The sequence below is a fragment of the Algoriphagus aurantiacus genome, from assembly GCF_035156405.1.
GTDB lineage: Bacteria > Bacteroidota > Bacteroidia > Cytophagales > Cyclobacteriaceae > Algoriphagus > Algoriphagus aurantiacus.
The window spans coordinates 219,434-240,040 of sequence record NZ_JAXRUT010000003.1 but is presented as its reverse complement, the minus strand read 5'-3'; the positions used below and the strand labels follow the sequence as shown (position 1 = coordinate 240,040).

Here is a 20,607-nt window from a genome sequence, read left to right as displayed (position 1 = left end):
ATATAAATTCAGAGAGAAAATTTGAAAACATCATCTCTAAATCAAATGTCAGTAAAATGTCGCTTGAATGTCGTAGTAAACTCCCTATTAGGTTTAAAATAAATCTCTAAATTGACCAAACCATATCTCAAACGCCTACCTAAATGACTAATACAGATTTCGGGAAAAAATTATTTGAAATCAGGAATGCCAAAGGATTAACACAGGCTGATCTTGCCAAAAGATGCAATATCACAGCTAGAACAGTTCAGAGAATTGAGGCAGGCACAGTTACTCCAAGAGCTTTCACTATTAAGTTAATTTCGGAAGCTCTTGAATATGATTTTCTTGATAATCAATTTAGCTCACCTGAAATTAATACTGAAAATCAAAAATTCAGCACTAGTCAGAGCCGATTTATATTCTTCTTTAAAGATCTCTTTAATTTAAAATCCAATGCCATGAAAAAGATTTCAATCCTATCTATAACGCTATTGCTTACTAGCTTTTTCTTCGTGAAAATCTTCCAAACAGATGCGCAATCGGTCTCCTTGGACAAAACAAAGAATCTTACCATCGACCTTAATAAGGACAATTCTATAGCAAAGGTCAATGCATTTTTCACCAATGATCTGAGCCTGGATGAACTTACGGAAGTGAAGAATAAACTAGCTGAAAATGGTATCAGCATTTTTTACAGATCTCTTGAGTTTGATGAAAATGGAGGTTTGTTAGGCATTGCCTGTGACGTTGATTGCACAGATGGTTATAAAGGGAGTTTTTCAATCGGCATGTTAAACTCCCTAAATAAGGACAAAAAGATAGGGTTTGTTCGTAATTACTCAGATGATGCAGAAACACCATTCTGCACCGGTGGATGCAATCTTTAACTGTAGCAAAACGAATTATCTGACCGCATTCCAATTCACCTGATTGAGTTGATAGAATGATTCAATTCCCTTGATTCGTGGTTTGAAAGTCCTCACTGTTTGCTTCATTCCTTGGGATATGCAATAGGTCCTAAGCGAAAATGATTGAATGGATTCTAATGAGAACTTCTTTGCGCTTTCGAACTGAATATGGTCATTGGCCAAAAAATAAGAACAAGCTCGATCATGGATCAAATCTTGAACTTTGCAATCCATCACTCTACCCAAAATCGATGAACTGAAAACCGTATTTACTTTGACCTTTGTAGGCATTTTATCAAAAACTTGCTTCACTAAGTTTTGATCAAAATCAGCCCCTATTACTAGGAAACCAGCTTCCTCAAAAGAAATTCTTGCTTTGTACTGATTGGCAAAAAAGATCAAAGAAGCATAGGAGTCAGAGACAAAAACCGAATGTACATTTTCCGGAAGATTTAGCACAGAAATACCACATAATGCCTGCTTATTCCGGTGAAGACTTAGTATCTCAGTATCGCATGGTTGTCCTTGATGATCAAAAAAATCAAAAATGATCTGCCCTTTATTATCCTGGGAAGCATATTTTGAAAATAGGCGTTGGATATCTTTATCAACGCCTTTGTAGTTCAAAATATCAAATGCCTTGTTCCATATCATTGTCCCTGTCTTTTGACTGGTTTCTTGGATTTCTCCCTTCTTCTGTATCAATGCTGTTCAGACCTTTGATTTTATGAATATCAAAATCATTCCGAACCTCTTTGGGTATAGAAGGGTCTGCAGAAATTTTAGAGTACTCCTCTTTGATATTGTTCAAATCATGGACTGCATCCTTATCATTGGGATTTCTGGCTATTCTTCGTTCTGCTTGTTTTTGAACCTCTTTGATTGCCTGAAGATATCCTTTACTGTAGGCTTTTTCCTCCTGGCTTTCTTTACCTAGAATTTTCTGAACACCAGTAATCAACAGATAAGACAATCCGCCATCTAGCATCACCGATAGAACCAAACCTTTATAGTTGGATCTGATCCCTTTAGGAGAAGATGGTGAAAGCTGAAACTCCGTTTCATCAGCCAATTTCACTGTTTCCCCTTCTTTGTATTTCTTCTTTTGCAGCGGCGTTAATTCTTCACCATTGACCAATTGAGGGGCTTTGATGTCTCGCGGGTTATAGGAAAGAAACTGATTGGTTCTATGATCGTACTCAATGATTTCCGACTGTATGTTTCCTTCCTTGTCCACATAGCTTTTTTTAGAATTCGCCAATTCCTTCTTGATAAGTTGACTTCGTTCCACTTCGCTTAGATCGGGATGGATGCCTGGCTCTCTATAGACTGGATCTATCCGCAAAGCAGGATTCCCATCCTCTCCCCTTACAATGGAAAGCCTTGCCGGTAATTTATCTATATGAATGTCCTTTCCCTTCAAATTGCTCAATTCCACGATGTCCGTCATTCTACCGTTTTTCAGGGCTGTAACCTCTTTTTCCGGAATGGTAAATTTCCCCTCTCTGACGACTCCGAAAATCTCCAAGTCCTTCATGGGTAATACTTTTTGATTGTTCATGTTGATAAGATTATAGTGTTGATAAATAGGTAATTAATTCTTCTTTTGTGGAGATCTTGGATATCATTCGAATGAATAGGCTTGGATTGATATACTCTTCACCTTTTTTAATTGTCAAATGAAGATGGTCCCCAGTGGTCCTTCCCGTGCTCCCAGAAATCCCGAGAACTGATCCTGGTAAAACATTTTCTTTGGCAGAAACAAAGATTAGGGAAAGGTGACCGTAAAGTGATTCATATTTCCCGTGTTGGACTTTGATGAAATTTCCCAAAAGAGAATCATACCCTACTGAAACAACCTTACCATGCAACATTGAATAGACTTTTGAACGGCTGGTTATTAAATCAATCCCTCTGTGGAATTTGTGTTCGTTGGAAATTGGATCGGTGCGAAATCCGAAATTTGATGTCATGGAAAAATCATCCAATGGGGCAGAAGCAAGCACTACTCCCCTCTCCTTTATTGCAGGCTGAATCAATTCGGATATAAACTTTAATTCAGACTTCCCTGTATTCGGTTGGTTCGGTACCTGCCCAATCACATTCACCTCAGGCAACTTCTTTTGAAATTCCATGGAATAGAATTGGGAGAATGCCTGGTGAGCGACAAAAAGAAAAAGTATAACTGAAAGAATCCTTTTCATACGAATGCTGAATTAATCTACCGAAGCCATTTCTCTGTGTCTCTCAATGATTTCATTTACTTCCCTATGAATTCGTTCAAAGTTCTTTTCTAGGATTTCCTCCTTCTTTCCTTTGAAGTCATAGTACCTCGGAGTGCTGCGATAGGAATTTTCTTCCTGCCTAATCTCCTTCATATCAAGATTGATCCGGCAATGGATGTTAGAGGTTTTATATTTCCCATCGAACTCCGTTCCTTCTGAAGCGATAATCCCAGCTATTTCTCCGGTATGCATCGAGGCTATTTTACCGGCAGGGATAAGTGGTTCGTATTTTTCGCTGAAGGAAACGGAAGTCCTATCACGGTCTATAGATACACTTTGTCCCAATTGTTTTCGTTTGCCAAACATCATCTCCAACCAAGAGAGCGTATCCTTGTGACGGACTGAACCACAGAGCACATTTCCTATTACTGAAGTCATGGTTGAAGCTGTTTCTTTACCCTGCAATTGGTTTAACTGGGGTAATTCTTGAAGCCCAAGTAAAACAGCTACTTTATTGCTTCTCGCTGTTGAAATCAGGTTTTCAATTTTGTGTATATAGAAAGTAGGTGCTTCATCCGCAATCAAAGCTGTGGGCAGATTCCCCTTGGTATTGATCAGTCTAGTAAGTCTGTTGATGATCACTGAATAACAGGTTCCGGTGATGCTTTGAGTTTCTGTGCTGTTGGCAAGAACAAGGATGGAAGGGTGATTCGGGTCTGATATTTTGAGATCAAAATCATCCCCACTGAATACCCATGCGGTTTCTTTGGTATTCAATCTGGAAAGGAAAATTTTCAGGGTCCCGACCTGTCCTTCCAGCTGCTTATAAACCTTCTTTTCGTAGGCACTCCGAAAAGGAGAAACCATTGATCTGAGTTCTGGGTATTTCGTCAAGCAATTAAAAATGTCCTCATAGTCCCTGTTCAGAAAATCAAGTACATGGGCAAATGTGGAATATTCCCCATCCTTATATCTGGAAACAAAGAAGATACAGGCCGAAAGGAAGTTGATCGCGGACTGTTCGAAAAACTTGTCTGCTCCTCCCGATGAATCGGATTTTTGCAAGGACTGAAAAATAGCTTCAGCTGTTTCCGAGGTATTTGCAACTGTTTTCAAATACCGTTTGTCGATTGGGTTTATCCTCCTGGAATATTCCACTTCGTCAAGGTTAATAACATGGAATTTGAAATTGGGGTTTTTCTTTTTGTCCTGCGCTTTTAGATAATGGAAATAGGCGATTTGGGCTAAATCCGGAAACTTGAAATCGTATAGACACATAGTGAATCCCTTTCCAATCATCTGACGGATAAAGGGATTGATTATCCCAAAGGACTTACCGGAACCTGGGGTACCGATCACAAAGGTTCCTCTAAAAGGATTAACCAAATTGATCCAGCCTTTTCGGACTTTTCCCTTGTAATAGAATTTCATGGGAATGTTCACCGAGTAGGGATTTTCTATCCTCTTCTTGTCTTGCAGGAAAGACTCCCCTTCTATATTCCATTCATCTTTACCAAGGCCAGATTTGATCATTTTGGAAACATTGTCCAATGAGGTATGAATGAGGACAGCGCCAAGGAAAACACTTAGGATATAGCCCAGATTTTCAATTGAAGTATAGTCTATTACCTGAAAGGAATTTTCCAAGGTGTAGATATAAACAGATCCAAAGAAAAGTATCAATCCGATTGCCAGGGGAATAACAATTTGATTTTTGGGATTTAGATCCAGATTCTTTCTTGATTTTGTCCCAATAGCCGAAAGGCAAATTGCAACCAGAATGGCTATTTTACCTAGTAAAACATTGCTGTATATTTTCAGGTTTAGGATCTTGTTGAAAAGTGGAATGAGGTTTTGTCCAAACCCTTCCAGCATTATCAGCTGCGGTGCATAGACAAACAGCAGTATATCCATGAACACCATCAGATAAACAATAAACTGGAAGGTTCCATGAAGACTTTTTAATTCTCTTTTCTCATTCATGCCTAAAAATTAATTGAGGGGAAAAACCATTCTTTCTTGTGCTTTTACAAGGTGTCAGCATCAAGGAGATCTGAATATTTCACCTCAAGAGAGATCGTCCTACCACTGATTTGGGATTCAGTTAGTTCGATGGTAAAAACCTTTGAATTTGGGAAGGTGAACTTCTTGAAAGCATAGATATTCCGGTAATTCTTTTCAAAACTTTCCGGAGTAAAAAGCTGGTACTCCGGCTCTATTTCAAGGGACTGAACATTGGTTGCCTTGGTGATTTTCTTATCCTCTATTTTAAATCTCAGTTGGTCCAAGTCGAACTTTAGGTTGGTTTTGTTCTTGAAGGAAATATCAAGGAAAATATAATCGTCCACTGTATAGATATTATTGACCTGACCAGTGACCCCGTACTGAGTGCTTCGGATTACATTTTTCTTCTTTTTATCTTTGATGGCTTCAACTGAAAAATAGCGAAGCTCTTGGTCACTCATTGGGATTTTGCCGACTTCTAGAGGATTGGTATTGATGGGTAGAATCTCAATCTGGGTTTTAAGTTGACGTTCATCATGTGCATACCACAAATCATACTGAGCAATAAACTTTTGCCCAATGATCGTAACTACCCCAAGGGATTTATTATATCCATTTAGATCTGAAACACTGTCATGGACGGCCTTCACCCGAAACACATTTTCTAGAGGAATATCCCCAATCATATTATTAGTGGAAATATCCACGTATTGGATAGGTTCAGGTGAAAGGAAATGCAGGGAAATTTCCTCGTCAATGTAGATCTTAGGAAGTTGACTTTTTAAGAGCGTTCCATTTTGTTGGGAATAGACTGAAAATGAAACAGCCCAAAGGATTAATGTTATGATTCTCGATTTCATAGTGGATCAGTTTTGGTTTTGGATCAGTTTTTCATTTTCCTGCAATTCGTTAGGATCAATCAGAAAGACAGAAGTGCCATATTTGATATTGGCCTTGTTCTTTTTGATGGTTTTGGAAACAGCCTGAGAAGTTGAAGTGAACATTCGCTGAAGAGCTGACATATAGAGTTGGCTCATTTCATCTGAGTTTTGTTGCATCGTCAGGTTCATTCCACCAGTAGTATTACTTCCGAGTTCTTTGGAAAAGTCTCTGAAGGCACTGGCCGGAACATAAAGACCTTCCATTCCATCCATATCGTAAATCGACAATTTTATAGGATAGATTTTGTCACCGACCATCACGGAGGAAATGCTAAGCTTCACCCGTTGAGCTTCATATCCTGTAATCAACGCATAGAGATAAGTGCCTTTGCTGACGATGGCATTACCGATCATGATATCATCCAAAAGTCGGATTCTCAACCTGGCTCCCAGTGTCCCATTTTTAATGTCCTGGTCAATGATAGCCTCGATAAACTTCCCTTTTTCTTCTCTGGTGACGGTATTGAATAAGGTTGCAGATCTGTCAGATTTCTGGACTCGGTAAACTTCCTTATCGGTTTCATTGGCACCTTTTTCAGCTTCCTTTTCCTTTTGCTGTTTTTCTTGGAAGGTTGGATCATTCGCTTTGGATATAGAGTCAATCACTGTCATTTGCGCCTTAAACAAATCCATTGGATCTTCATATTTATTGGATGGCGCTGGCGTTTTATTTCCCTCCAATTGATTAATGGCCTTTAGTAATTCCTCATCCTCTTTGGAATAAACCTGTTGACTAGGTACCGTCTGGGTAATCGGTGGAACTGGATTGGATACATTGTCTGTAGCCGAGTAAAACCCAGAATTTTTCAAGGCATTATCAATGGAATCCAGTAGCCGCTTTTCCTCTTCGTTGTAAAGGCTTTTGATTTGGCTTGATTCTTCAACATCGAGTTCTAACCCCTTAATTGCGGTGTAGCCATCATTTGCCCTTTTATAGGTTTCTCTGGAAGCTTCCATTTTGGAATCGATTCCTTTGTTCTGTATCTGCTCGGAAACCTTCCCTATTTCGAATTGGATACCGCTTAGCCCCTGAGTGGGAGCCGTTATACTTTCCTTGCTGAATGATTTATAGCCGTAAAAAAGCAAACACAAAAAGGGAAGCATGATAATAGGCAGAATGTATTTTGGCTGTTTGAAATCAATGTTCATCTTCTTTGGATTGTTTGTTGAAGTATTGCAACTGTTCAATTGCTTTTTCTAGGTATGCTGAATCTCCTTTGGAGATAGACTCCTGAGATATGATCCGATCGATCTCAGCTTTTAACTCAGCCATTTTCACCGCTCTGGATGACAAGTTTTGCAATGCTGAAAATTCGCCACCAAGCCCTTCAGGAATACCATACAGCTCTTTTTCAAAGTTTTCACTTTGTGTTCTCTCTTCGGGTTTGAGAACAAAAAAGGTCAAAATGAAAGAGGTAACTATCAGTAGAATCATGGCACAAAAAATGACTTTTGAGTACCGATCCAGAATCCCCTTGGCCAGACTATCAACTGCCTTAACTTGAGGTGAAAACTCTTTTTTAAGCTCCCGGAATACGGTGGTATTCCTTTCCTTAAAAGGTATTTTTCGAAACATTTGACAGGTCTTTATTTTCTATGGTTTTCCAATTGGTGATCAATACCCCGTGGCTGTTGTTTTCGCTTCTAGGGATATCGATCAATTCCCCTTCGGTAATGATTGATCGTGTGATCGTTGCGCTCCGGCGGTCAATCTTCTGCTTTCCGTAATACCGAAATCTTTTTTGCTCAATGACAATGGAATCCGTCTGGATGGAAAGGACTGAACTTGATGAAAGGATTGAATTGAAATAGCCTTTTTCTTTGAGATTGTTGTATTGCCCCACTCCTGTTTCGTCTACAAAATACATGGCCTTTGCCATCTGATATTCTATATGTTTATCATCAGGCGTAAGGTTGAAAAAGAGGCTGTGGAACAAATCCACGGCTGCCTTGTATTCAGCTGGCCTGTTCATCTGCATATTGGTTTGCTTCGCCAAAATGGGAATGTCATTGTCTAAGATATAGATGGACTGTCTGGCATTGGCCACTTGTTTATAGGCATAAGCTGAGACAAATCCGCAAATGATTATGGAAGTCAGAAAACTCCCAATGGAAAGAACTGTGGCCAACCTGATTTTCGATTCAATGTTTTTGATGATCATGCTTAGATTAGTTTGGCTCTAGAAATAGATTTTGAGGTGGAAGAACCCATTCTTCCAGCAGTTGTTGCAGCTGATGTGATTCCTGATGTAGAAATGATCCATGTAGAAATAGAAGGCACGGTTACAATGGCGATAGCACTGACAAAAAAGGCCACGATAACTAGCCCGAAACTCAAGAATCCGTTGGAGGCAAGCCAAGCCATTTTTTCCAGCCTGTCCGCTCCCCCACCTGTTGAAAGCAGGTATTCATATTTGTCTATTTCAACCTCAAGCGCATACTGCTGAAGTCTTCCGGTGATGTAAAGAATCAGAAAAGCTACTCCCACATAAAGATTCACCGATACGAATCGGGCTATCCATGTAGTGAAAGCATCCCGAAAAGCTGGCAGAATACTGGCGACCACGGAAAATGGACCAAGAATGACAAGAACAGTAGAATAGATAATCTGGATCATGAAAATGATATAGACGCAAACCCTGAGAATCCATATAGCCAGCAATTCTATGATCTGGGTAGCCAAAAGCTGAAGACTGGTTTGCATTCTGATCCGCATTTGTACAATTGGTGAAAGAATCTGATCGGAGAAAAACCCTTTAACACCATCAACTATCACTGTTCCCAAATCCTTGTCGGAATCCTGCGCTTGTTCCGCTGCCATTTCGGATACTGCCTGATATTCCACCAGCTGATCAGCCATCTCTACCATGTAGGCAGAACGGTCTAATCGTAAGGCATTATTTGTGTCATTCTGAGTACTGAAAAGTGCTTCAGTTTTAGCAGCAATCAAGTCAGTAGGGAAAGCAATTATCTGACAGAAAACCGGCCACCACATAAGCAGGATTACCAATGCGAAAGGTCTCAAAAGAGGCATAATTTCAAGCTTCTTATCTCCTGCCATCATTTCGTAGCATTTGAGGCTGAAGAAGATCAGCATGAAAATACAAGCCAAAGTCTGCGCATCTCTGATAAAAGGGTCTGAATGGGCAAAACCATAATCCCTCATTTCTTCAAAAAAGGTCATTACTCCCCTGTCGTAAATGCTATTCCCTTGCAGATAGCTGATTGTTTCCTTGTATTCGTCATGATTGACTGATTGTCCAAATCCAACGATGGGAACTCCAAGGAAAATGGATAGTCCTGTAATTAGCTTTTTCATTGGAGAATTTGAGTTTGATTGGCTATTCTTTTCGCTCTTTCCTCTTCATCCTTTGGATCTGACAAGGTGATTTCACCATTTATTCTCCGCTGGTTCAGCGTTCGGAATGCAAGCATGTTAGCCGACATAGCCAGCTTGTAATCCCACTTTTTGAGAACATCCCTCATTTCGAGCATAATTCTGTGGTACATCAGGATTCGCTGTCCTCTTTCCATGTCCAGACTTTTTGCAAAACCGTACCTTTCTGAAAGCGAAGTCATGTTATTTAGATACCATTGATAGGCTCCGTGGTCTGTCATATAGGAAACCACTTCTGAGGAAATGCCCTGAAAAGCATTGGAAGCAGCATCTTCTAAAGGTTTGAGCTCCTTCTTATAGTAGAGTTGGTAAAGTGGATCTGTGGCCGAAAGCGCGCCTGAAATGCGAGCAATTTCAGCATTCGCCAAATTCTTGATTGTATCTGAATGTGCTTTATAATAATCTGAAGAAATCTGCATGGCAGCTGCCAATCCTAGCCTTTGGGTTTGTTCTCCAGCAGTTGACAATGGTCTTCTGTCCAAATCAGGATAATTGGGATGCAATGCCCAAGTTGAATACCACAAAGGGTTAGTCGGAATCCCTAGAAATCGTTTTGGTTTTGGATAGAATTTATCTTCATCCCATTGCTTAAACACCATTCTTTCCTGCTGAGCCACAATCGCTTTATCGTGGATTGGAGTTTGTCCAAAGCAGTAGGAACTTATAGAAATCAAGATCAAAAATGTCAGTAAGGCTTTCATGGAGTAAGAATTTTCTGTTTAATGATGATTTCATTGATCAAGGCTAAATCCTTGTTAACATAAGATTGATAGGGATTAAGGGATCTGATTATCCCATTGGTTTTTGCCCAATAAATGCTGTTCCTCGCTGAGAGCACCAAGACTAGAATTACCTGCAATTCTTTCTGGACGGAATTAAGAAGTTCGTCCCTGACATTGTAATTCATCAACAGGTTATCCCCTTCATTGAGGATCAGGCTTGAAATTTCTGTGGCAAGTTTGACACTTCGGGTTTTGGCTTGCAAAGTATATTCTTCGACAAAAAGGAAAAGGACAGGATTGCCCGAGGCTAATTCGAAAGCTTCTGAAGAAATAGAACTGATATCCAGAACAGTTTCGGCGATTATTTTTACCTGAAGAGCATCTTTAAACCCTTCATTGACTTGGGTCAGCGAGTTGACTATCATAGTCTGAACCATAGCCAAGCTGGATGAATTGAGAATGATATCATCAGTGTTTTGCCTGATGATATCCAAAGTTTGGTGATAGCCTATTTCGCTGACATTCCTCATAGCAGCATTGGCATTGACAATGATAAAATGGTTTTTGTCAAACACCATTGTTTGGGAAAAGGCCTTTCCCGACCCGATTAACAGCAAAAAGAAAAATAGCTTCTTCATCGCATGAGAGTTTTGGCATTTTGTATTATTTCTTCTACCAAGGCTTTTTCCGTGGCCACATATCCGAGATAAGGATTTACTCCTAGCTTTCTTTCTATATGATGCTGCAAGGTTTTGGAAGTAGTATAAGAAAGTCCGTTGATGTCTCTCAGCTCATCAAGGATGTGTTGGACAAGTATCCGTCTTTCTGAATCTTTCATTTGATTGATAACTCCTATACTTGCTGAAAGCCCAAGGAGATAATTCAAAAGAGAGTAGGACTTATCCACGAAAAGCTTTTCTGTCTCAATTGCAAAAAGGATCAATTCAGGATCTTGGCGGCAGTAGTAAACGATTTGTTGTTGGTTGTCAATAATGGAGTTTACCAGAGGTTCTGCTGTACTACCTATTCCTATGGCATCGATCAAGATGGAAAGTTTGGCAAAGCGTTCCTGGATAGTTCTATATTTTTCTTTGACTGTATTGACCAAGTTCTTGTTGACCTCTTCATTAATTGCGTTCTTGCCCTGATTGGTTTTTGCCTTCTTTTGAAGATTATATTCTGACTTAGATTCTTCTACCAATTGGTGCAGAAGTGCAACGTTCACTTGGGCAGATGCCAAACATATGGTTGTGAAAAGAGCAAAGAGTAAGAGGCTAAAAAGTTTCATGGCTGAAGGGTTTTGGCTTTTCTGGCGATATCCTGAGCAAGCTGGATATCCACATTGATGTAGCCCTGAAAGGGATTCAAGGCTTTTACAAACCCCTTCATCTGGGCAAAGTACATGGAACGGTACATGCCATAGGTGTAGGATCTGAGAATTACCATTTCAGTCAAAATCTGGTTGACCAGTTTTGACCTTTCTCCGGCATTCATGAGATTGTTTTCCCCGCCTTTCAAAACAAAGGAACTGACTTCCACTGCCAAGGAAGTTGCCCGCTGCTGAAACATGGTCGCATTTCTTTCCACAAACAGAAGCAAGGCAGGATTCTCCCCTGCCAAGTCCATCACATCGTTTAGATCTCCGGAAATGGCTGTAGCCATTCTAGCTATTTCCTGCACGTTGGAAAGATTTGTCAAAATGGAACTGACCTCAGAAAGTCCCTTGTAGATTTTGTCCTGCATGGTATTGACAATGGTCAAATTACCAGTGATCGCCAGCTGTCCTCTTTCGATCAGAGTCAACCTCTCATTGGTTGCCTTTAGCTGCGTGTCGATAATTACCGAATGGGCAGCCGTAGCAGCTGAAACTGCGGGATCCACATAAACAGTTTGCCCGAAGGATGATACCGATAAAATCAGAAATACGATTAATTGAAAAGGCTTCATAGAGCAATGCGGTAATTCGTGGGCATTAAAGTTTCTCTTAGTGGCATTCCTTCTTTATTGATTTCTTTGAAAAAATTGTGAAGGGAAAGCTGGGAAGATTGGAAGTCCTCAATAAATGCATCCAGCCCATCCTGATACCCTCCAAAAGCTTGGGTATAAATTTCTACTGCTGACTTTTCCGGCTTTTCAGTTGTATAGGTGAGGTATTGGTGCAGGGAAACTTCCACTCCGTACACTTCTCCTGTAGATCCACGTCTGATATAAACCTCTTTGAATCTCCCTCTTCCGTCCTGGTTATCCAGTTGGTTGATTGTAAAGATTTTTTTCCGTTCATTCTCATTGATGGAGAGTAGAGAGGCTATCTGGGAATAGTTATCCTTGAATTTGGTCTGATCTAACAGGCAAATCGTATCGGAATTGTTTAGGATACTGTCCTTGACCACAGCATTACCGATGATATCACCAAGCTCCTGAGTAACCACAATAGCTTCGCCCCAGAATTTCCGGACTGTTTTATAGAGGTAAAGAATATAACCCGCCATCAATGGTGAAGCGATGGCTTTCCAAGCTTCTTCAATGATCAGGGCTTTCCGGTATTTGGTTCGAAATCTCATTTTCTGAATGAAAACATCCATGATTATGAGCGTCACGATTGGGAAAAGTACTTTATGCTCCTTGATGCTGTCAATCTCAAAAACCACAAAGGATTCGGTAAACAATGACTCGTCCACTTCTTCATTGAGAAGGCTTTCAAACTCACCTCCTTTATAGAATTTTTTGAGCACAAAGCGGAATTCATCCAATTCAAACCCTATGCTCTCACGCTCTTTAATTTCAGGGATTTTTTCTAGAGCGAATTCATAAAAGCTATTGAAACAGAGTCTTTCAATTTTGCCCTCACTGGAGAAAAAAGAAGAATAGTAGGAAGATATAGTACTTGAAATCACGTCTGCTTCCACCTGAGTAACCTGCCCTTCAGCAGTTTTCCAAAGCAAGGACACAAGCGTTAGGAGATAGTCTTTTTTCTCGATGTTGTACTCCTCTTCGGTGATGGCAAAGGGATTGGTAGTTATGGGTTTTTCCTCTGTATAGGTGAGGTATTTACCCTGGTAATATTGGCACAATCCCGAGTAGGAATGCCCTGTATCTACGATCACGACATCCATCAGCCACTTAGGATCAGGCCTTTTATTCCACATGCAGTATTGCTCAATCAGCGCATTCATAAAGAATGATTTCCCCGACCCTGAAGGGCCAAGCACGAATTTATTTCTGTTGTTGATCCGGTTGTTTTGCATCGGCAAATCAGCTGGATCTATTTTCAGAGGAATTCCTTGCCTATCAGTAAAGCGGATCTGAAAACCACTATCCTCGTCTTTATTCAATGACTCTTTTAAGAAAAAACACAAGGCCGCATCTGAGGTGGTCAAAAAGTAATCGTAAACTTTCAGTTCAGCTGTATTGCAGGGAAGTAGCGTTCTGAACAGTTCGAGTTGATTATAGGAATTTTTATTGGCCACTATCCCTTGCTGAAAAAGTGAGGATTCCACATAATTACAAGCTCCTTGGATATATTCTTTCTGAGCCGACACGACCACGTTAAAATGACAATTGACCAAAAGTTGATTATGCCTTGCTACATCCTCCAATAGCCTGTCAATATCCTCGACACACATATCATTTGCGGGATCAGGAATTCCCGAATGCCTTTTCCGCTTCAATTCAAGCTTTGTGTGAATTGGTCTCTGCTCGATAATTTCAATGACCTGGTTGTAAACTATGGTTTGGAAATTGGGGACATCGAATAGAAAGCCCATATTATCCATAGGAAAACCCTTAAGACTATCCTTATCGTTTCGCTCCAAATGGGTAGTCACCTTTTCAGGAAGTTCTACTTTGTCAGTGTCCACCAAAGTAATCGATCTAAAAGCCCGGTCTCCGCTTTCCACCTGGATTTCTTCTGATAGAAGATTGTTCAGCACAATCTTTTCCTCATGAAAATTCATGCTTAGAATCCTTTTCACATATCGATCAGTTTCGATTCTGTTAAGTGCTTCTGCTTTTATTCCAGAGCGCTCGAATAGGTCTGTCACCTTGCCTAGTGTCTGGATGAAATCATTCACTGACTTTTCATTGTATCTGCCTTTTGCTCTTTTGGTAATGACCAAAAATGTCTTCAGCGAAGTGTATTCCCTGCCTTGAAAATGCTCATCATACTTCTGCTGCAGGTACTCCGTTGAGTTTTTTTCGCTGTACCTGTTTCTGGAAAAAATATCCTGCTTTTGAATCATGTGCCCTTCACCTAGGATTTTGATTAGATTGGTGTATAGCTGGTGAAAGGAATCGTACTTGGATAAATCCGCTGAAAATTGCAAAACAGGATTGTCCAGTTTCAGAATAACTCCAAAATCACCCGTTAGATTGAATAGACAATGAAAACCCTTGATCTCATTTTCAATTCCTATATAGGGCAGTTTAAATTGATTCCTTTTTTTCTTGAACATGATTCTTTTGATTTTAAGGATGTAGCGATCTGAAATACCCCTACATACTTTGTTTTGCTATGCAGTCCTTTCTTTTGTTGCTGGGAAGTGATAAATAGGCCTAATACGATTACCGAAATGGTAATAACTCCGCCTAAAACCATACTTGTCAGACTTCCGATTAGGCCACCCAACACAACTCCGATAACTAAGGAGGCGACTCCCCATCCGATAAATTTCCCTTGAAATCCACGATATATAAGTGGCTTTTGAAGCCCCTTATATATCGGAAATTGCTTGGCCATTAGACTCCGAAAAATGCCTTGATGATCACACTCACTAAGACCATAAACAGACAGGAACCGCCCCATCCCATCAACTCTTTGTTGATATCCTGATCTCCCGAATTCCATTTGATGTAAACCCGAATTCCTCCAATCAGCCCGACCACGGCTCCGATCACGAGACAAAGACTTGCCACTGGATCTACATAGGTTAAAAGGGATGATTCGGCTGCTGTTATTCCCTGAACACCTTGGGCTCTTGCAGAAATTGTAGCAAGCGTCATGATAAATGCACTTGCGATTTTTTTTGTAGTTCTTTTGAACATGACTTTGTTGTTTTGGTAAGAAAATAGTTGACTAAGTATTTATGGTTGAATTAATTGTTCTTAAGTGAGCGGAACCCCGAAAAGCCCGCTGAGAAAAAAGCCGATGGTAGCTAAGAAAATACAGGCGCTGAACCAGCTGATCACTTGAACATCTATATGATGCCTTCCCATCTGCCAGTTATTATAGACCCTCAGACCTCCTAATGATCCTGAAACCGCACCCACTGCAAAGGATAGTTGGGAAAGCGCCACATAGATTTTTCTCATATCAGACTCAGCTTCCTGAAATTCTGTCACTCCTGGAGGGGACTGGCCAAAGCTTTCCGAATTCGACAAAAAGAGAAAGAAAAAGCCGCTGAATAGAAGATATTGGATCGATTTCATGAGTACACGATACTTTTTTTCAATTCAATTGTGCCCTCTTTGGCAAGGGCAAACAAGGAGTCGAGATTTGTCACTCCCCCTGTTGATTTGACAGGGTTGGGATCAGTGATTTCAAATTTGATTTCCTCAGAATCACCCTCGCTGTTTACCCCTTCTTCGGTTGGGGAGCTCTTTACATTCGGTGCCTCTGAAGTACTAACTATCGGATCATTGACCTCAATGACAATCGGATTTTCACCAAACTCACTAAGGTCTGTTTGAAAGGTATATCCCTCCCCTTCCTTTGCTTCTGCTAATCGTGGTCTTCGTAAGACATCGATTACCACATTTATAGCATAATAAACTACATAGAAAAGGCTTAGGTATAAGAAGAAATCTGTCCAGTTCATGGCTATAGTTTTTTTAGGGTTTGTTTGATTTCGTTGATTAGTTCAGGATTGTTTTCCAGAAAATCCCAGCACAGAAAATTGACGAAGGAGGTCACATCAACTCTAAATGTGGGACTCAAAAGCTTCAAGACTTCTTCAGTCCTTGAGTCAATTCTGATCAATCGTTTATTATCTCCCTTTATTTCAAAATTCCTCATGGTTTCCAAAAGCTCATTGATATCTGAGCTTACCGATTTGTTTGCTCTCTTTTTTCGGGGCTTGAGGGCTACTTTTAATTCATTTTCTGCTGGCCCAATTTCCCCCCGAACACCCTTTACTAGCTTGTTTATGTAGTCTCCGTTTCCCATGTGGATTCTTCTATATGGTCGTCGAATAATTTGTTGAAAATCGGATCTAGGATTGGTGAAAGTGATTCCGGCGTATAAGAGGTGGTCAGCCTCTGGAAGTCAATCCTATCTGACACGGGGGAAGTCAGTTCGCCAAATTGGCCTAGTGCCTGGTTGACGCTTTCCAAAGTCTCATACTTCACCGATGATTTGACCCGGTTAGGTATCAGGATGATCCGACTTGATGGATTCACCTTTTTGACCACATAGCAAAATTCAAAGGTGCTGGTCACGCTATATTCATCATAGCAGAATGGGCAAATGATCAATTCGGATTCTTTAAACACCTGTACCAGATTGTCATCGTCCATTTTCCCCGCTAGGTCAATGACCGTGAGAATTGTGGGATCATTGCTTGCCCTTTTCTGAATGGACTTGAATCCGGGAATGCTTGATAGCTCTACTTCGTACAGCCTTTCGTTTTCCAGCTGGGCAGAATTGAGGTATTTATTGTACAATGACTGCTGAAAATCCATGTCAAAGACTTTCACCTTTCTTTCCCTTTTTTGTACTGCGAAGTTGGAAAACAGCGTTGCCAGGGTACTTTTTCCAACTCCTCCTTTTTGATTTGCGAATAGAATTATCATGGGTAGTTTTTATCTAGTGATTTCATTATCTCCTTTGCGTTTTTTGTTTCTTCTCCTACCGTAAATTGCCTCATCATCTACATCATTTGCGATAGTAAGCGTAGGAAATAGGTCGAAAAGCGCCTGGTTTGGTCTTTCCGTCTGGTAAGCTGTAACCTCGAGATATTCTCGTAAAGCCAACTGCTGCTCTGGAAGCAAAATATCTTTAGTTGGAAAGTCTCCTTGGGATGTTTTCAGGTAAGGATTCCCATCCCTGATTTCTGGGTTTAAGGAATGATGTTCCAAACCTTTTCGGATAGTCGAAAAGTCATTGAAAGCTGACTGGAGCTTTACTTTTGCACTGATTAAATCAATTGGTTTTGATTCCTTGGATTTCTCTGGCTGATATCTTTTCCCTTCACCATCCTGCTCAAAAAACCGCTTCATGGGAAATACCTCACTGCCTTTAAACACCATCTCGTTTGTGTTATCTATCAAGGAATAGCCATAAGGTTGTTTGCCTTCCTTGCCGTGAAATACCAGCTGAACCCCAAATTTGTCTTTGATGAAATCTCCCAGATCCGATCTGTACCCAATTTGCTTTTTCTGATGGTCGCCTGGCGATGGCTCAAACAACGGAACTGGATTAGTTTGGTAGACTTTGGAATATCTGTCTAGAATAGCCTTAAGCTGATTTGACCGAGACTTATCTAAGTGATAGGATTGGATCTTCTTCTCAATTTCTGATATAAGGATCTGCCCCTGTACTGAACCGTACTTGATCAAATCCAGCTGCTCTCCCTTTTCTCTAAGCTTAAATCCCAAATTCTCCAGGATCATCATTCCTTGGGCTTTTGTGCTGAAACTAAATTCCTTTAGCGTATCTACAGCCTTGCTAGCCTCATGCTTGGGATTCAGCCTCATGATCTCGTTGATGGCTTCTTGGGCTCTCAGTTTTTCAAAAGAATCACTGATCTTTTTTCCTTCCTTATCAATTCTCGAGGAAACGATGTGCACATGATTGTTCGCAGTATCCTTATGAAAAACAATCAGAAAAGGATTACTTCCATAGCCCATTTTGTCTAACCATTCATGGGCGATGTCGGTTAGTTGGTCTTTGGAATACTCCCTGCCCTTACAACTGATCATGGCATGAAATTGCTTGTTCTTGACAATGGAATTTCTGTTAGAATGGGCTATCAGAAAGTTCTTAACTTCATTCGGCCCTACTTCCTTGGTGTCCAGGAGATAGCCAAAATTCCGAAGCCTGGTCAGCTCTCCTTTTTCATTCTGGGTTTTATTGGTGTTGTAGGTTACCCCGTTGAATGAACTTGTACTTGATAGAATTTTAGCTCTCATTTGATTGCCTGATAAATCTGTTTCAAAACCTTATTCATATTGTCCCGGTATTCAAGATGCTTTGCCATCTGTATGGTATGATCCTGAAAGAGCTTTAGAGAAATCTTGTCTCTATAGGTGTTTGCATGCTTAGCCAGTTGATTGATATTATTGTTTACCCTGGCCTGTTCGGAGACTACCTTTTCGATTGCATTTAGGATTCCTTTCGTATCAATGATCTTGATTTCATCATCGCTTAGTTTAATTCGGATCAATTGGCTCAAAGACACTCCAAGTGACCTGCTTTCCTCCTTTAATCGGGCAAAATCATCCGGCTTTAACCTGACAGATACCCAAGAGAGATTTTCTCTTTTGTCTTTCATGGCTGAATGTTATTGGGAGTAAAGAATCTGATTGCCTAGGAGAAAAAAAATACCTAGAACTACGCAAAAATGAGATATAGGCATATATGCGTAAATGGATTTCCATATACGCACATATACCTATCTGAAGGGTTCTCCCTTTCTAAAATGTATTATGAATAGGAATTTAGTGAGTTTATCAACTCAACCCTGTTTTTGGTCTCTGATTTTCGATAAATCGATTGGAGGTGTTTATTTACGGTTCTTTCAGAAATAAAAAGTACATCAGCAACCTGCTTGCTGGTCAATCCCAGGCAAACCTGTTCTGCCACTTCGGATTCTCTTCTGGTCAATCCCATTTCAGTACACCACTGGCTGAATAATCCTTCTGTGTCAAGCTCCTTTTGCAGGTCAAACTGCTCCAACTTTTCGAAGGCTTCCCTGTTTTCATATATCACCTGCTTTACAAATAAGAAAGTGATGATGATAAAGCCACAGTTTGTAAAAATCACTTCAATGAATTGAGAAGCTTCTATGTAGCTAAATAATGGAAGCAAGGCCCAGGGGCACATGGCTAAATAAGTAAGTATTGCTTCCACAGAATTTTTATTGTCTTTGAATTTCTCTCGGATTGAAGCCAGTATTTTATAGACGAGAAAAAAAGCATAGCCTAAAGGAATGGCCAGCCCGTACCACAATGTCTTAGGTAGATCATTGGACAAGGGATAAAGAATACAGAAGAACAAGAAAAACGGAAGTATCAAGAACAACCAAACACCGTATTTGGCTTGCCATCTGAGCTCCTCCATATCATAAGCCTTGTAAAAATAATAGGGGAAGAAAGCTCCCATAAAGAAGCCCGAACCATAAGCCAGATTCATCTGAATCTTGATCGGCAGGGAGAGTTCAGGATCGGGAAAAAGACCACCAGCTACATTATAAATAATCAGAAGCCCGAGTAAAATGAGGTAGTATAACCTCTTTTTCTCTGATGGTCTTTGAAGATGAATTATCAATTGCTGCACAAAAAAGATGCATTCTACCAGGACAAAAATAAATGTCACCAGATGCATTTCCGTTCCAAATACCGTCATAGCGCTTCCTTTCTATAGAAGTAAAATGGAAACCCAAATTGATGGGATGAAGCATAGACTGAGAAACCAAAATTCTCATACCATTTGAAATTACGTTCTGTGGAAGTCTCTAAACATACCGGAAGGTTTTTCTCACTTGCCATATCAAGCACGGACTTTAAAAGCTTGGACCCCTCTCCCTTTCCTTGACTTTCCGGCTGAACTCCAATAAACCACACATACAAAAATGGATCCTTCGGTTGGGTTTCTTCTATGCTCGATTCCCTTTTCAGAACTTTCGGAATTCTAGGAATCCCAATGCCCCGGAGCGCAAGTTTAAGATCCCAAACCCATAGCCTGAATGGTTTATTTTTTTGGTCAGAATACTTTATAAGAACGCAGGAATTCCCGGTGTCAGAAATATATACCTCCCCATTTTCCAAGCAATTTTCCAGGCTGTATTCCATCAGTATCTCTTTGCCTTTGGCTGATTTACCAACTACGAAATCAACTGACTTATTCCCTTTAAAAGATTTGACTAATATGTTAATGATGTTTTTTCTATCCTGTTCTATGAATTTTCTCATGATTCAGTCTATTAAAATTTTACCGAGTTGCGAGGTGAAATACCTCCATTTGAATGATTCTGAGAAGAATCAGAAAATGGCAAGAAATTGTTTGTGATAAAAAATTCGCCAGAATTTGTGTCACAAATACACAACTTGCATGGAACACGCAAAGGGTTCCGCAACCTCCTTCTTTCAATTCAACAATCGGCAAAACCCGAAGGTATATCTTCAACGCTCGTCGAACTCTAGACGTATTTTTTAGTCTCAAAAAGATGATTAAAATTTAAGTGCTAGCTATAATCAAACACCTCATCCTTTTGA

At 40.2% G+C, this 20,607-nt stretch carries 24 protein-coding genes; 1 reads left to right on the top strand and 23 read right to left on the bottom strand.

Translation table 11 applies throughout. The features are described from left to right. Window positions 1–143 precede the first annotated feature (143 nt). Window positions 144–869 carry a helix-turn-helix domain-containing protein gene (locus SYJ56_RS04695; RefSeq protein WP_323832477.1) on the top strand — a complete coding sequence of 242 codons (726 nt, stop codon included), beginning with the start codon at window positions 144–146 and terminating at the stop codon, window positions 867–869. Between the two features lie 15 nt (window positions 870–884). Here the strand turns inward: SYJ56_RS04695 and SYJ56_RS04690 are convergent, their stop codons facing one another. The 23 genes from SYJ56_RS04690 to SYJ56_RS04580 form a co-directional block, all read right to left on the bottom strand. After that, window positions 885–1,544: a hypothetical protein gene (locus tag SYJ56_RS04690; protein ID WP_323832476.1), complete on the bottom strand. Its 660-nt coding sequence runs from the start codon at window positions 1,542–1,544 to the stop codon at window positions 885–887. Next, complete coding sequence (locus SYJ56_RS04685; protein ID WP_323832475.1) at window positions 1,522–2,451, bottom strand: DUF4099 domain-containing protein; 930 nt, start codon at window positions 2,449–2,451, stop codon at window positions 1,522–1,524. The genes SYJ56_RS04690 and SYJ56_RS04685 overlap by 23 nt, the downstream gene beginning before the upstream one ends. 10 nt (window positions 2,452–2,461) lie before the next feature. Further along, window positions 2,462–3,094 carry a M23 family metallopeptidase gene (locus SYJ56_RS04680; protein ID WP_323832474.1) on the bottom strand — a complete coding sequence of 211 codons (633 nt, stop codon included), beginning with the start codon at window positions 3,092–3,094 and terminating at the stop codon, window positions 2,462–2,464. A gap of 12 nt (window positions 3,095–3,106) precedes the next feature. Further along, on the bottom strand, window positions 3,107–5,098 hold the full coding sequence (locus SYJ56_RS04675) for a type IV secretory system conjugative DNA transfer family protein (RefSeq protein ID WP_323832473.1): 1,992 nt from the start codon (window positions 5,096–5,098) through the stop codon (window positions 3,107–3,109). A gap of 44 nt (window positions 5,099–5,142) precedes the next feature. Beyond that, window positions 5,143–5,979, bottom strand: coding sequence for a conjugative transposon protein TraN (gene traN, locus SYJ56_RS04670; protein WP_323832472.1), 837 nt, complete (start codon window positions 5,977–5,979; stop codon window positions 5,143–5,145). Window positions 5,980–5,985: 6 nt separating this feature from the next. Beyond that, window positions 5,986–7,209, bottom strand: coding sequence for a conjugative transposon protein TraM (traM, locus tag SYJ56_RS04665; RefSeq protein WP_323832471.1), 1,224 nt, complete (start codon window positions 7,207–7,209; stop codon window positions 5,986–5,988). Further along, entirely contained in the window at window positions 7,199–7,636 is a 438-nt protein-coding gene (locus tag SYJ56_RS04660; RefSeq protein ID WP_323832470.1) for a hypothetical protein, read from the bottom strand. The genes traM and SYJ56_RS04660 overlap by 11 nt, the downstream gene beginning before the upstream one ends. Next, window positions 7,614–8,222, bottom strand: coding sequence for a conjugative transposon protein TraK (gene traK, locus SYJ56_RS04655; protein ID WP_323832469.1), 609 nt, complete (start codon window positions 8,220–8,222; stop codon window positions 7,614–7,616). The genes SYJ56_RS04660 and traK overlap by 23 nt, the downstream gene beginning before the upstream one ends. A 2-nt stretch (window positions 8,223–8,224) precedes the next feature. Next, a complete protein-coding gene (locus SYJ56_RS04650; protein ID WP_323832468.1) occupies window positions 8,225–9,379 on the bottom strand; it encodes a plasmid transfer protein in 1,155 nt (384 codons plus the stop codon). Beyond that, on the bottom strand, window positions 9,376–10,158 hold the full coding sequence (locus SYJ56_RS04645; protein ID WP_323832467.1) for a hypothetical protein: 783 nt from the start codon (window positions 10,156–10,158) through the stop codon (window positions 9,376–9,378). Before SYJ56_RS04645 ends, SYJ56_RS04650 begins: the two co-directional genes overlap by 4 nt. Beyond that, a complete protein-coding gene (locus SYJ56_RS04640) occupies window positions 10,155–10,817 on the bottom strand; it encodes a hypothetical protein (protein ID WP_323832466.1) in 663 nt (220 codons plus the stop codon). The genes SYJ56_RS04645 and SYJ56_RS04640 overlap by 4 nt, the downstream gene beginning before the upstream one ends. Then, the gene (locus SYJ56_RS04635; RefSeq protein ID WP_323832465.1) at window positions 10,814–11,467 is read right to left on the bottom strand and encodes a hypothetical protein; all 654 of its coding nucleotides are present in this window, start codon (window positions 11,465–11,467) and stop codon (window positions 10,814–10,816) included. The genes SYJ56_RS04640 and SYJ56_RS04635 overlap by 4 nt, the downstream gene beginning before the upstream one ends. Beyond that, window positions 11,464–12,126, bottom strand: coding sequence for a hypothetical protein (locus tag SYJ56_RS04630; protein WP_323832464.1), 663 nt, complete (start codon window positions 12,124–12,126; stop codon window positions 11,464–11,466). Before SYJ56_RS04630 ends, SYJ56_RS04635 begins: the two co-directional genes overlap by 4 nt. Beyond that, window positions 12,123–14,630 (bottom strand): TraG family conjugative transposon ATPase, encoded by a 2,508-nt coding sequence (locus SYJ56_RS04625; protein ID WP_323832463.1) that lies wholly within the window; start codon window positions 14,628–14,630, stop codon window positions 12,123–12,125. Before SYJ56_RS04625 ends, SYJ56_RS04630 begins: the two co-directional genes overlap by 4 nt. A gap of 283 nt (window positions 14,631–14,913) precedes the next feature. Continuing rightward, window positions 14,914–15,219 carry a DUF4134 domain-containing protein gene (locus tag SYJ56_RS04620; protein WP_323832462.1) on the bottom strand — a complete coding sequence of 102 codons (306 nt, stop codon included), beginning with the start codon at window positions 15,217–15,219 and terminating at the stop codon, window positions 14,914–14,916. A gap of 60 nt (window positions 15,220–15,279) precedes the next feature. After that, the gene (locus tag SYJ56_RS04615) at window positions 15,280–15,603 is read right to left on the bottom strand and encodes a DUF4134 family protein (RefSeq protein ID WP_323832461.1); all 324 of its coding nucleotides are present in this window, start codon (window positions 15,601–15,603) and stop codon (window positions 15,280–15,282) included. After that, the gene (locus SYJ56_RS04610) at window positions 15,600–15,992 is read right to left on the bottom strand and encodes a hypothetical protein (protein ID WP_323832460.1); all 393 of its coding nucleotides are present in this window, start codon (window positions 15,990–15,992) and stop codon (window positions 15,600–15,602) included. The genes SYJ56_RS04615 and SYJ56_RS04610 overlap by 4 nt, the downstream gene beginning before the upstream one ends. Before the next feature lie 2 nt (window positions 15,993–15,994). Then, the gene (locus tag SYJ56_RS04605; protein WP_323832459.1) at window positions 15,995–16,339 is read right to left on the bottom strand and encodes a hypothetical protein; all 345 of its coding nucleotides are present in this window, start codon (window positions 16,337–16,339) and stop codon (window positions 15,995–15,997) included. Continuing rightward, window positions 16,318–16,965, bottom strand: coding sequence for a ParA family protein (locus tag SYJ56_RS04600; RefSeq protein WP_323832458.1), 648 nt, complete (start codon window positions 16,963–16,965; stop codon window positions 16,318–16,320). The genes SYJ56_RS04605 and SYJ56_RS04600 overlap by 22 nt, the downstream gene beginning before the upstream one ends. Window positions 16,966–16,974: 9 nt before the next feature. Next, window positions 16,975–18,303, bottom strand: coding sequence for a relaxase/mobilization nuclease domain-containing protein (locus tag SYJ56_RS04595; protein WP_323832457.1), 1,329 nt, complete (start codon window positions 18,301–18,303; stop codon window positions 16,975–16,977). Beyond that, window positions 18,300–18,665 carry a plasmid mobilization protein gene (locus tag SYJ56_RS04590; RefSeq protein WP_323832456.1) on the bottom strand — a complete coding sequence of 122 codons (366 nt, stop codon included), beginning with the start codon at window positions 18,663–18,665 and terminating at the stop codon, window positions 18,300–18,302. The genes SYJ56_RS04595 and SYJ56_RS04590 overlap by 4 nt, the downstream gene beginning before the upstream one ends. Window positions 18,666–18,817: 152 nt before the next feature. Then, window positions 18,818–19,738 carry a helix-turn-helix domain-containing protein gene (locus SYJ56_RS04585; protein ID WP_323832455.1) on the bottom strand — a complete coding sequence of 307 codons (921 nt, stop codon included), beginning with the start codon at window positions 19,736–19,738 and terminating at the stop codon, window positions 18,818–18,820. Next, the gene (locus tag SYJ56_RS04580) at window positions 19,735–20,304 is read right to left on the bottom strand and encodes a GNAT family N-acetyltransferase (RefSeq protein ID WP_323832454.1); all 570 of its coding nucleotides are present in this window, start codon (window positions 20,302–20,304) and stop codon (window positions 19,735–19,737) included. The genes SYJ56_RS04585 and SYJ56_RS04580 overlap by 4 nt, the downstream gene beginning before the upstream one ends. Window positions 20,305–20,607: the final 303 nt, after the last annotated feature.

What these genes read in the sequence shown, in the direction of transcription:
- SYJ56_RS04590 (WP_323832456.1), bottom strand. Translation starts at nt 18,665, where the DNA reads ATGAAAGACAAAAGAGAAAATCTCTCTTGGGTATCTGTCAGGTTAAAG.
- SYJ56_RS04680 (WP_323832474.1), bottom strand. Translation starts at nt 3,094, where the DNA reads ATGAAAAGGATTCTTTCAGTTATACTTTTTCTTTTTGTCGCTCACCAG.
- SYJ56_RS04625 (WP_323832463.1), bottom strand. Translation starts at nt 14,630, where the DNA reads ATGTTCAAGAAAAAAAGGAATCAATTTAAACTGCCCTATATAGGAATT.
- SYJ56_RS04695 (WP_323832477.1), top strand. Translation starts at nt 144, where the DNA reads ATGACTAATACAGATTTCGGGAAAAAATTATTTGAAATCAGGAATGCC.
- SYJ56_RS04675 (WP_323832473.1), bottom strand. Translation starts at nt 5,098, where the DNA reads ATGAATGAGAAAAGAGAATTAAAAAGTCTTCATGGAACCTTCCAGTTT.
- SYJ56_RS04690 (WP_323832476.1), bottom strand. Translation starts at nt 1,544, where the DNA reads ATGATATGGAACAAGGCATTTGATATTTTGAACTACAAAGGCGTTGAT.
- SYJ56_RS04635 (WP_323832465.1), bottom strand. Translation starts at nt 11,467, where the DNA reads ATGAAACTTTTTAGCCTCTTACTCTTTGCTCTTTTCACAACCATATGT.
- SYJ56_RS04650 (WP_323832468.1), bottom strand. Translation starts at nt 9,379, where the DNA reads ATGAAAAAGCTAATTACAGGACTATCCATTTTCCTTGGAGTTCCCATC.
- SYJ56_RS04615 (WP_323832461.1), bottom strand. Translation starts at nt 15,603, where the DNA reads ATGAAATCGATCCAATATCTTCTATTCAGCGGCTTTTTCTTTCTCTTT.
- SYJ56_RS04660 (WP_323832470.1), bottom strand. Translation starts at nt 7,636, where the DNA reads ATGTTTCGAAAAATACCTTTTAAGGAAAGGAATACCACCGTATTCCGG.
- SYJ56_RS04580 (WP_323832454.1), bottom strand. Translation starts at nt 20,304, where the DNA reads ATGAGAAAATTCATAGAACAGGATAGAAAAAACATCATTAACATATTA.
- SYJ56_RS04585 (WP_323832455.1), bottom strand. Translation starts at nt 19,738, where the DNA reads ATGACGGTATTTGGAACGGAAATGCATCTGGTGACATTTATTTTTGTC.
- SYJ56_RS04610 (WP_323832460.1), bottom strand. Translation starts at nt 15,992, where the DNA reads ATGAACTGGACAGATTTCTTCTTATACCTAAGCCTTTTCTATGTAGTT.
- SYJ56_RS04620 (WP_323832462.1), bottom strand. Translation starts at nt 15,219, where the DNA reads ATGTTCAAAAGAACTACAAAAAAAATCGCAAGTGCATTTATCATGACG.
- SYJ56_RS04605 (WP_323832459.1), bottom strand. Translation starts at nt 16,339, where the DNA reads ATGGGAAACGGAGACTACATAAACAAGCTAGTAAAGGGTGTTCGGGGG.
- SYJ56_RS04630 (WP_323832464.1), bottom strand. Translation starts at nt 12,126, where the DNA reads ATGAAGCCTTTTCAATTAATCGTATTTCTGATTTTATCGGTATCATCC.
- traM (WP_323832471.1), bottom strand. Translation starts at nt 7,209, where the DNA reads ATGAACATTGATTTCAAACAGCCAAAATACATTCTGCCTATTATCATG.
- SYJ56_RS04640 (WP_323832466.1), bottom strand. Translation starts at nt 10,817, where the DNA reads ATGAAGAAGCTATTTTTCTTTTTGCTGTTAATCGGGTCGGGAAAGGCC.
- SYJ56_RS04595 (WP_323832457.1), bottom strand. Translation starts at nt 18,303, where the DNA reads ATGAGAGCTAAAATTCTATCAAGTACAAGTTCATTCAACGGGGTAACC.
- SYJ56_RS04645 (WP_323832467.1), bottom strand. Translation starts at nt 10,158, where the DNA reads ATGAAAGCCTTACTGACATTTTTGATCTTGATTTCTATAAGTTCCTAC.
- SYJ56_RS04685 (WP_323832475.1), bottom strand. Translation starts at nt 2,451, where the DNA reads ATGAACAATCAAAAAGTATTACCCATGAAGGACTTGGAGATTTTCGGA.
- traK (WP_323832469.1), bottom strand. Translation starts at nt 8,222, where the DNA reads ATGATCATCAAAAACATTGAATCGAAAATCAGGTTGGCCACAGTTCTT.
- traN (WP_323832472.1), bottom strand. Translation starts at nt 5,979, where the DNA reads ATGAAATCGAGAATCATAACATTAATCCTTTGGGCTGTTTCATTTTCA.
- SYJ56_RS04600 (WP_323832458.1), bottom strand. Translation starts at nt 16,965, where the DNA reads ATGATAATTCTATTCGCAAATCAAAAAGGAGGAGTTGGAAAAAGTACC.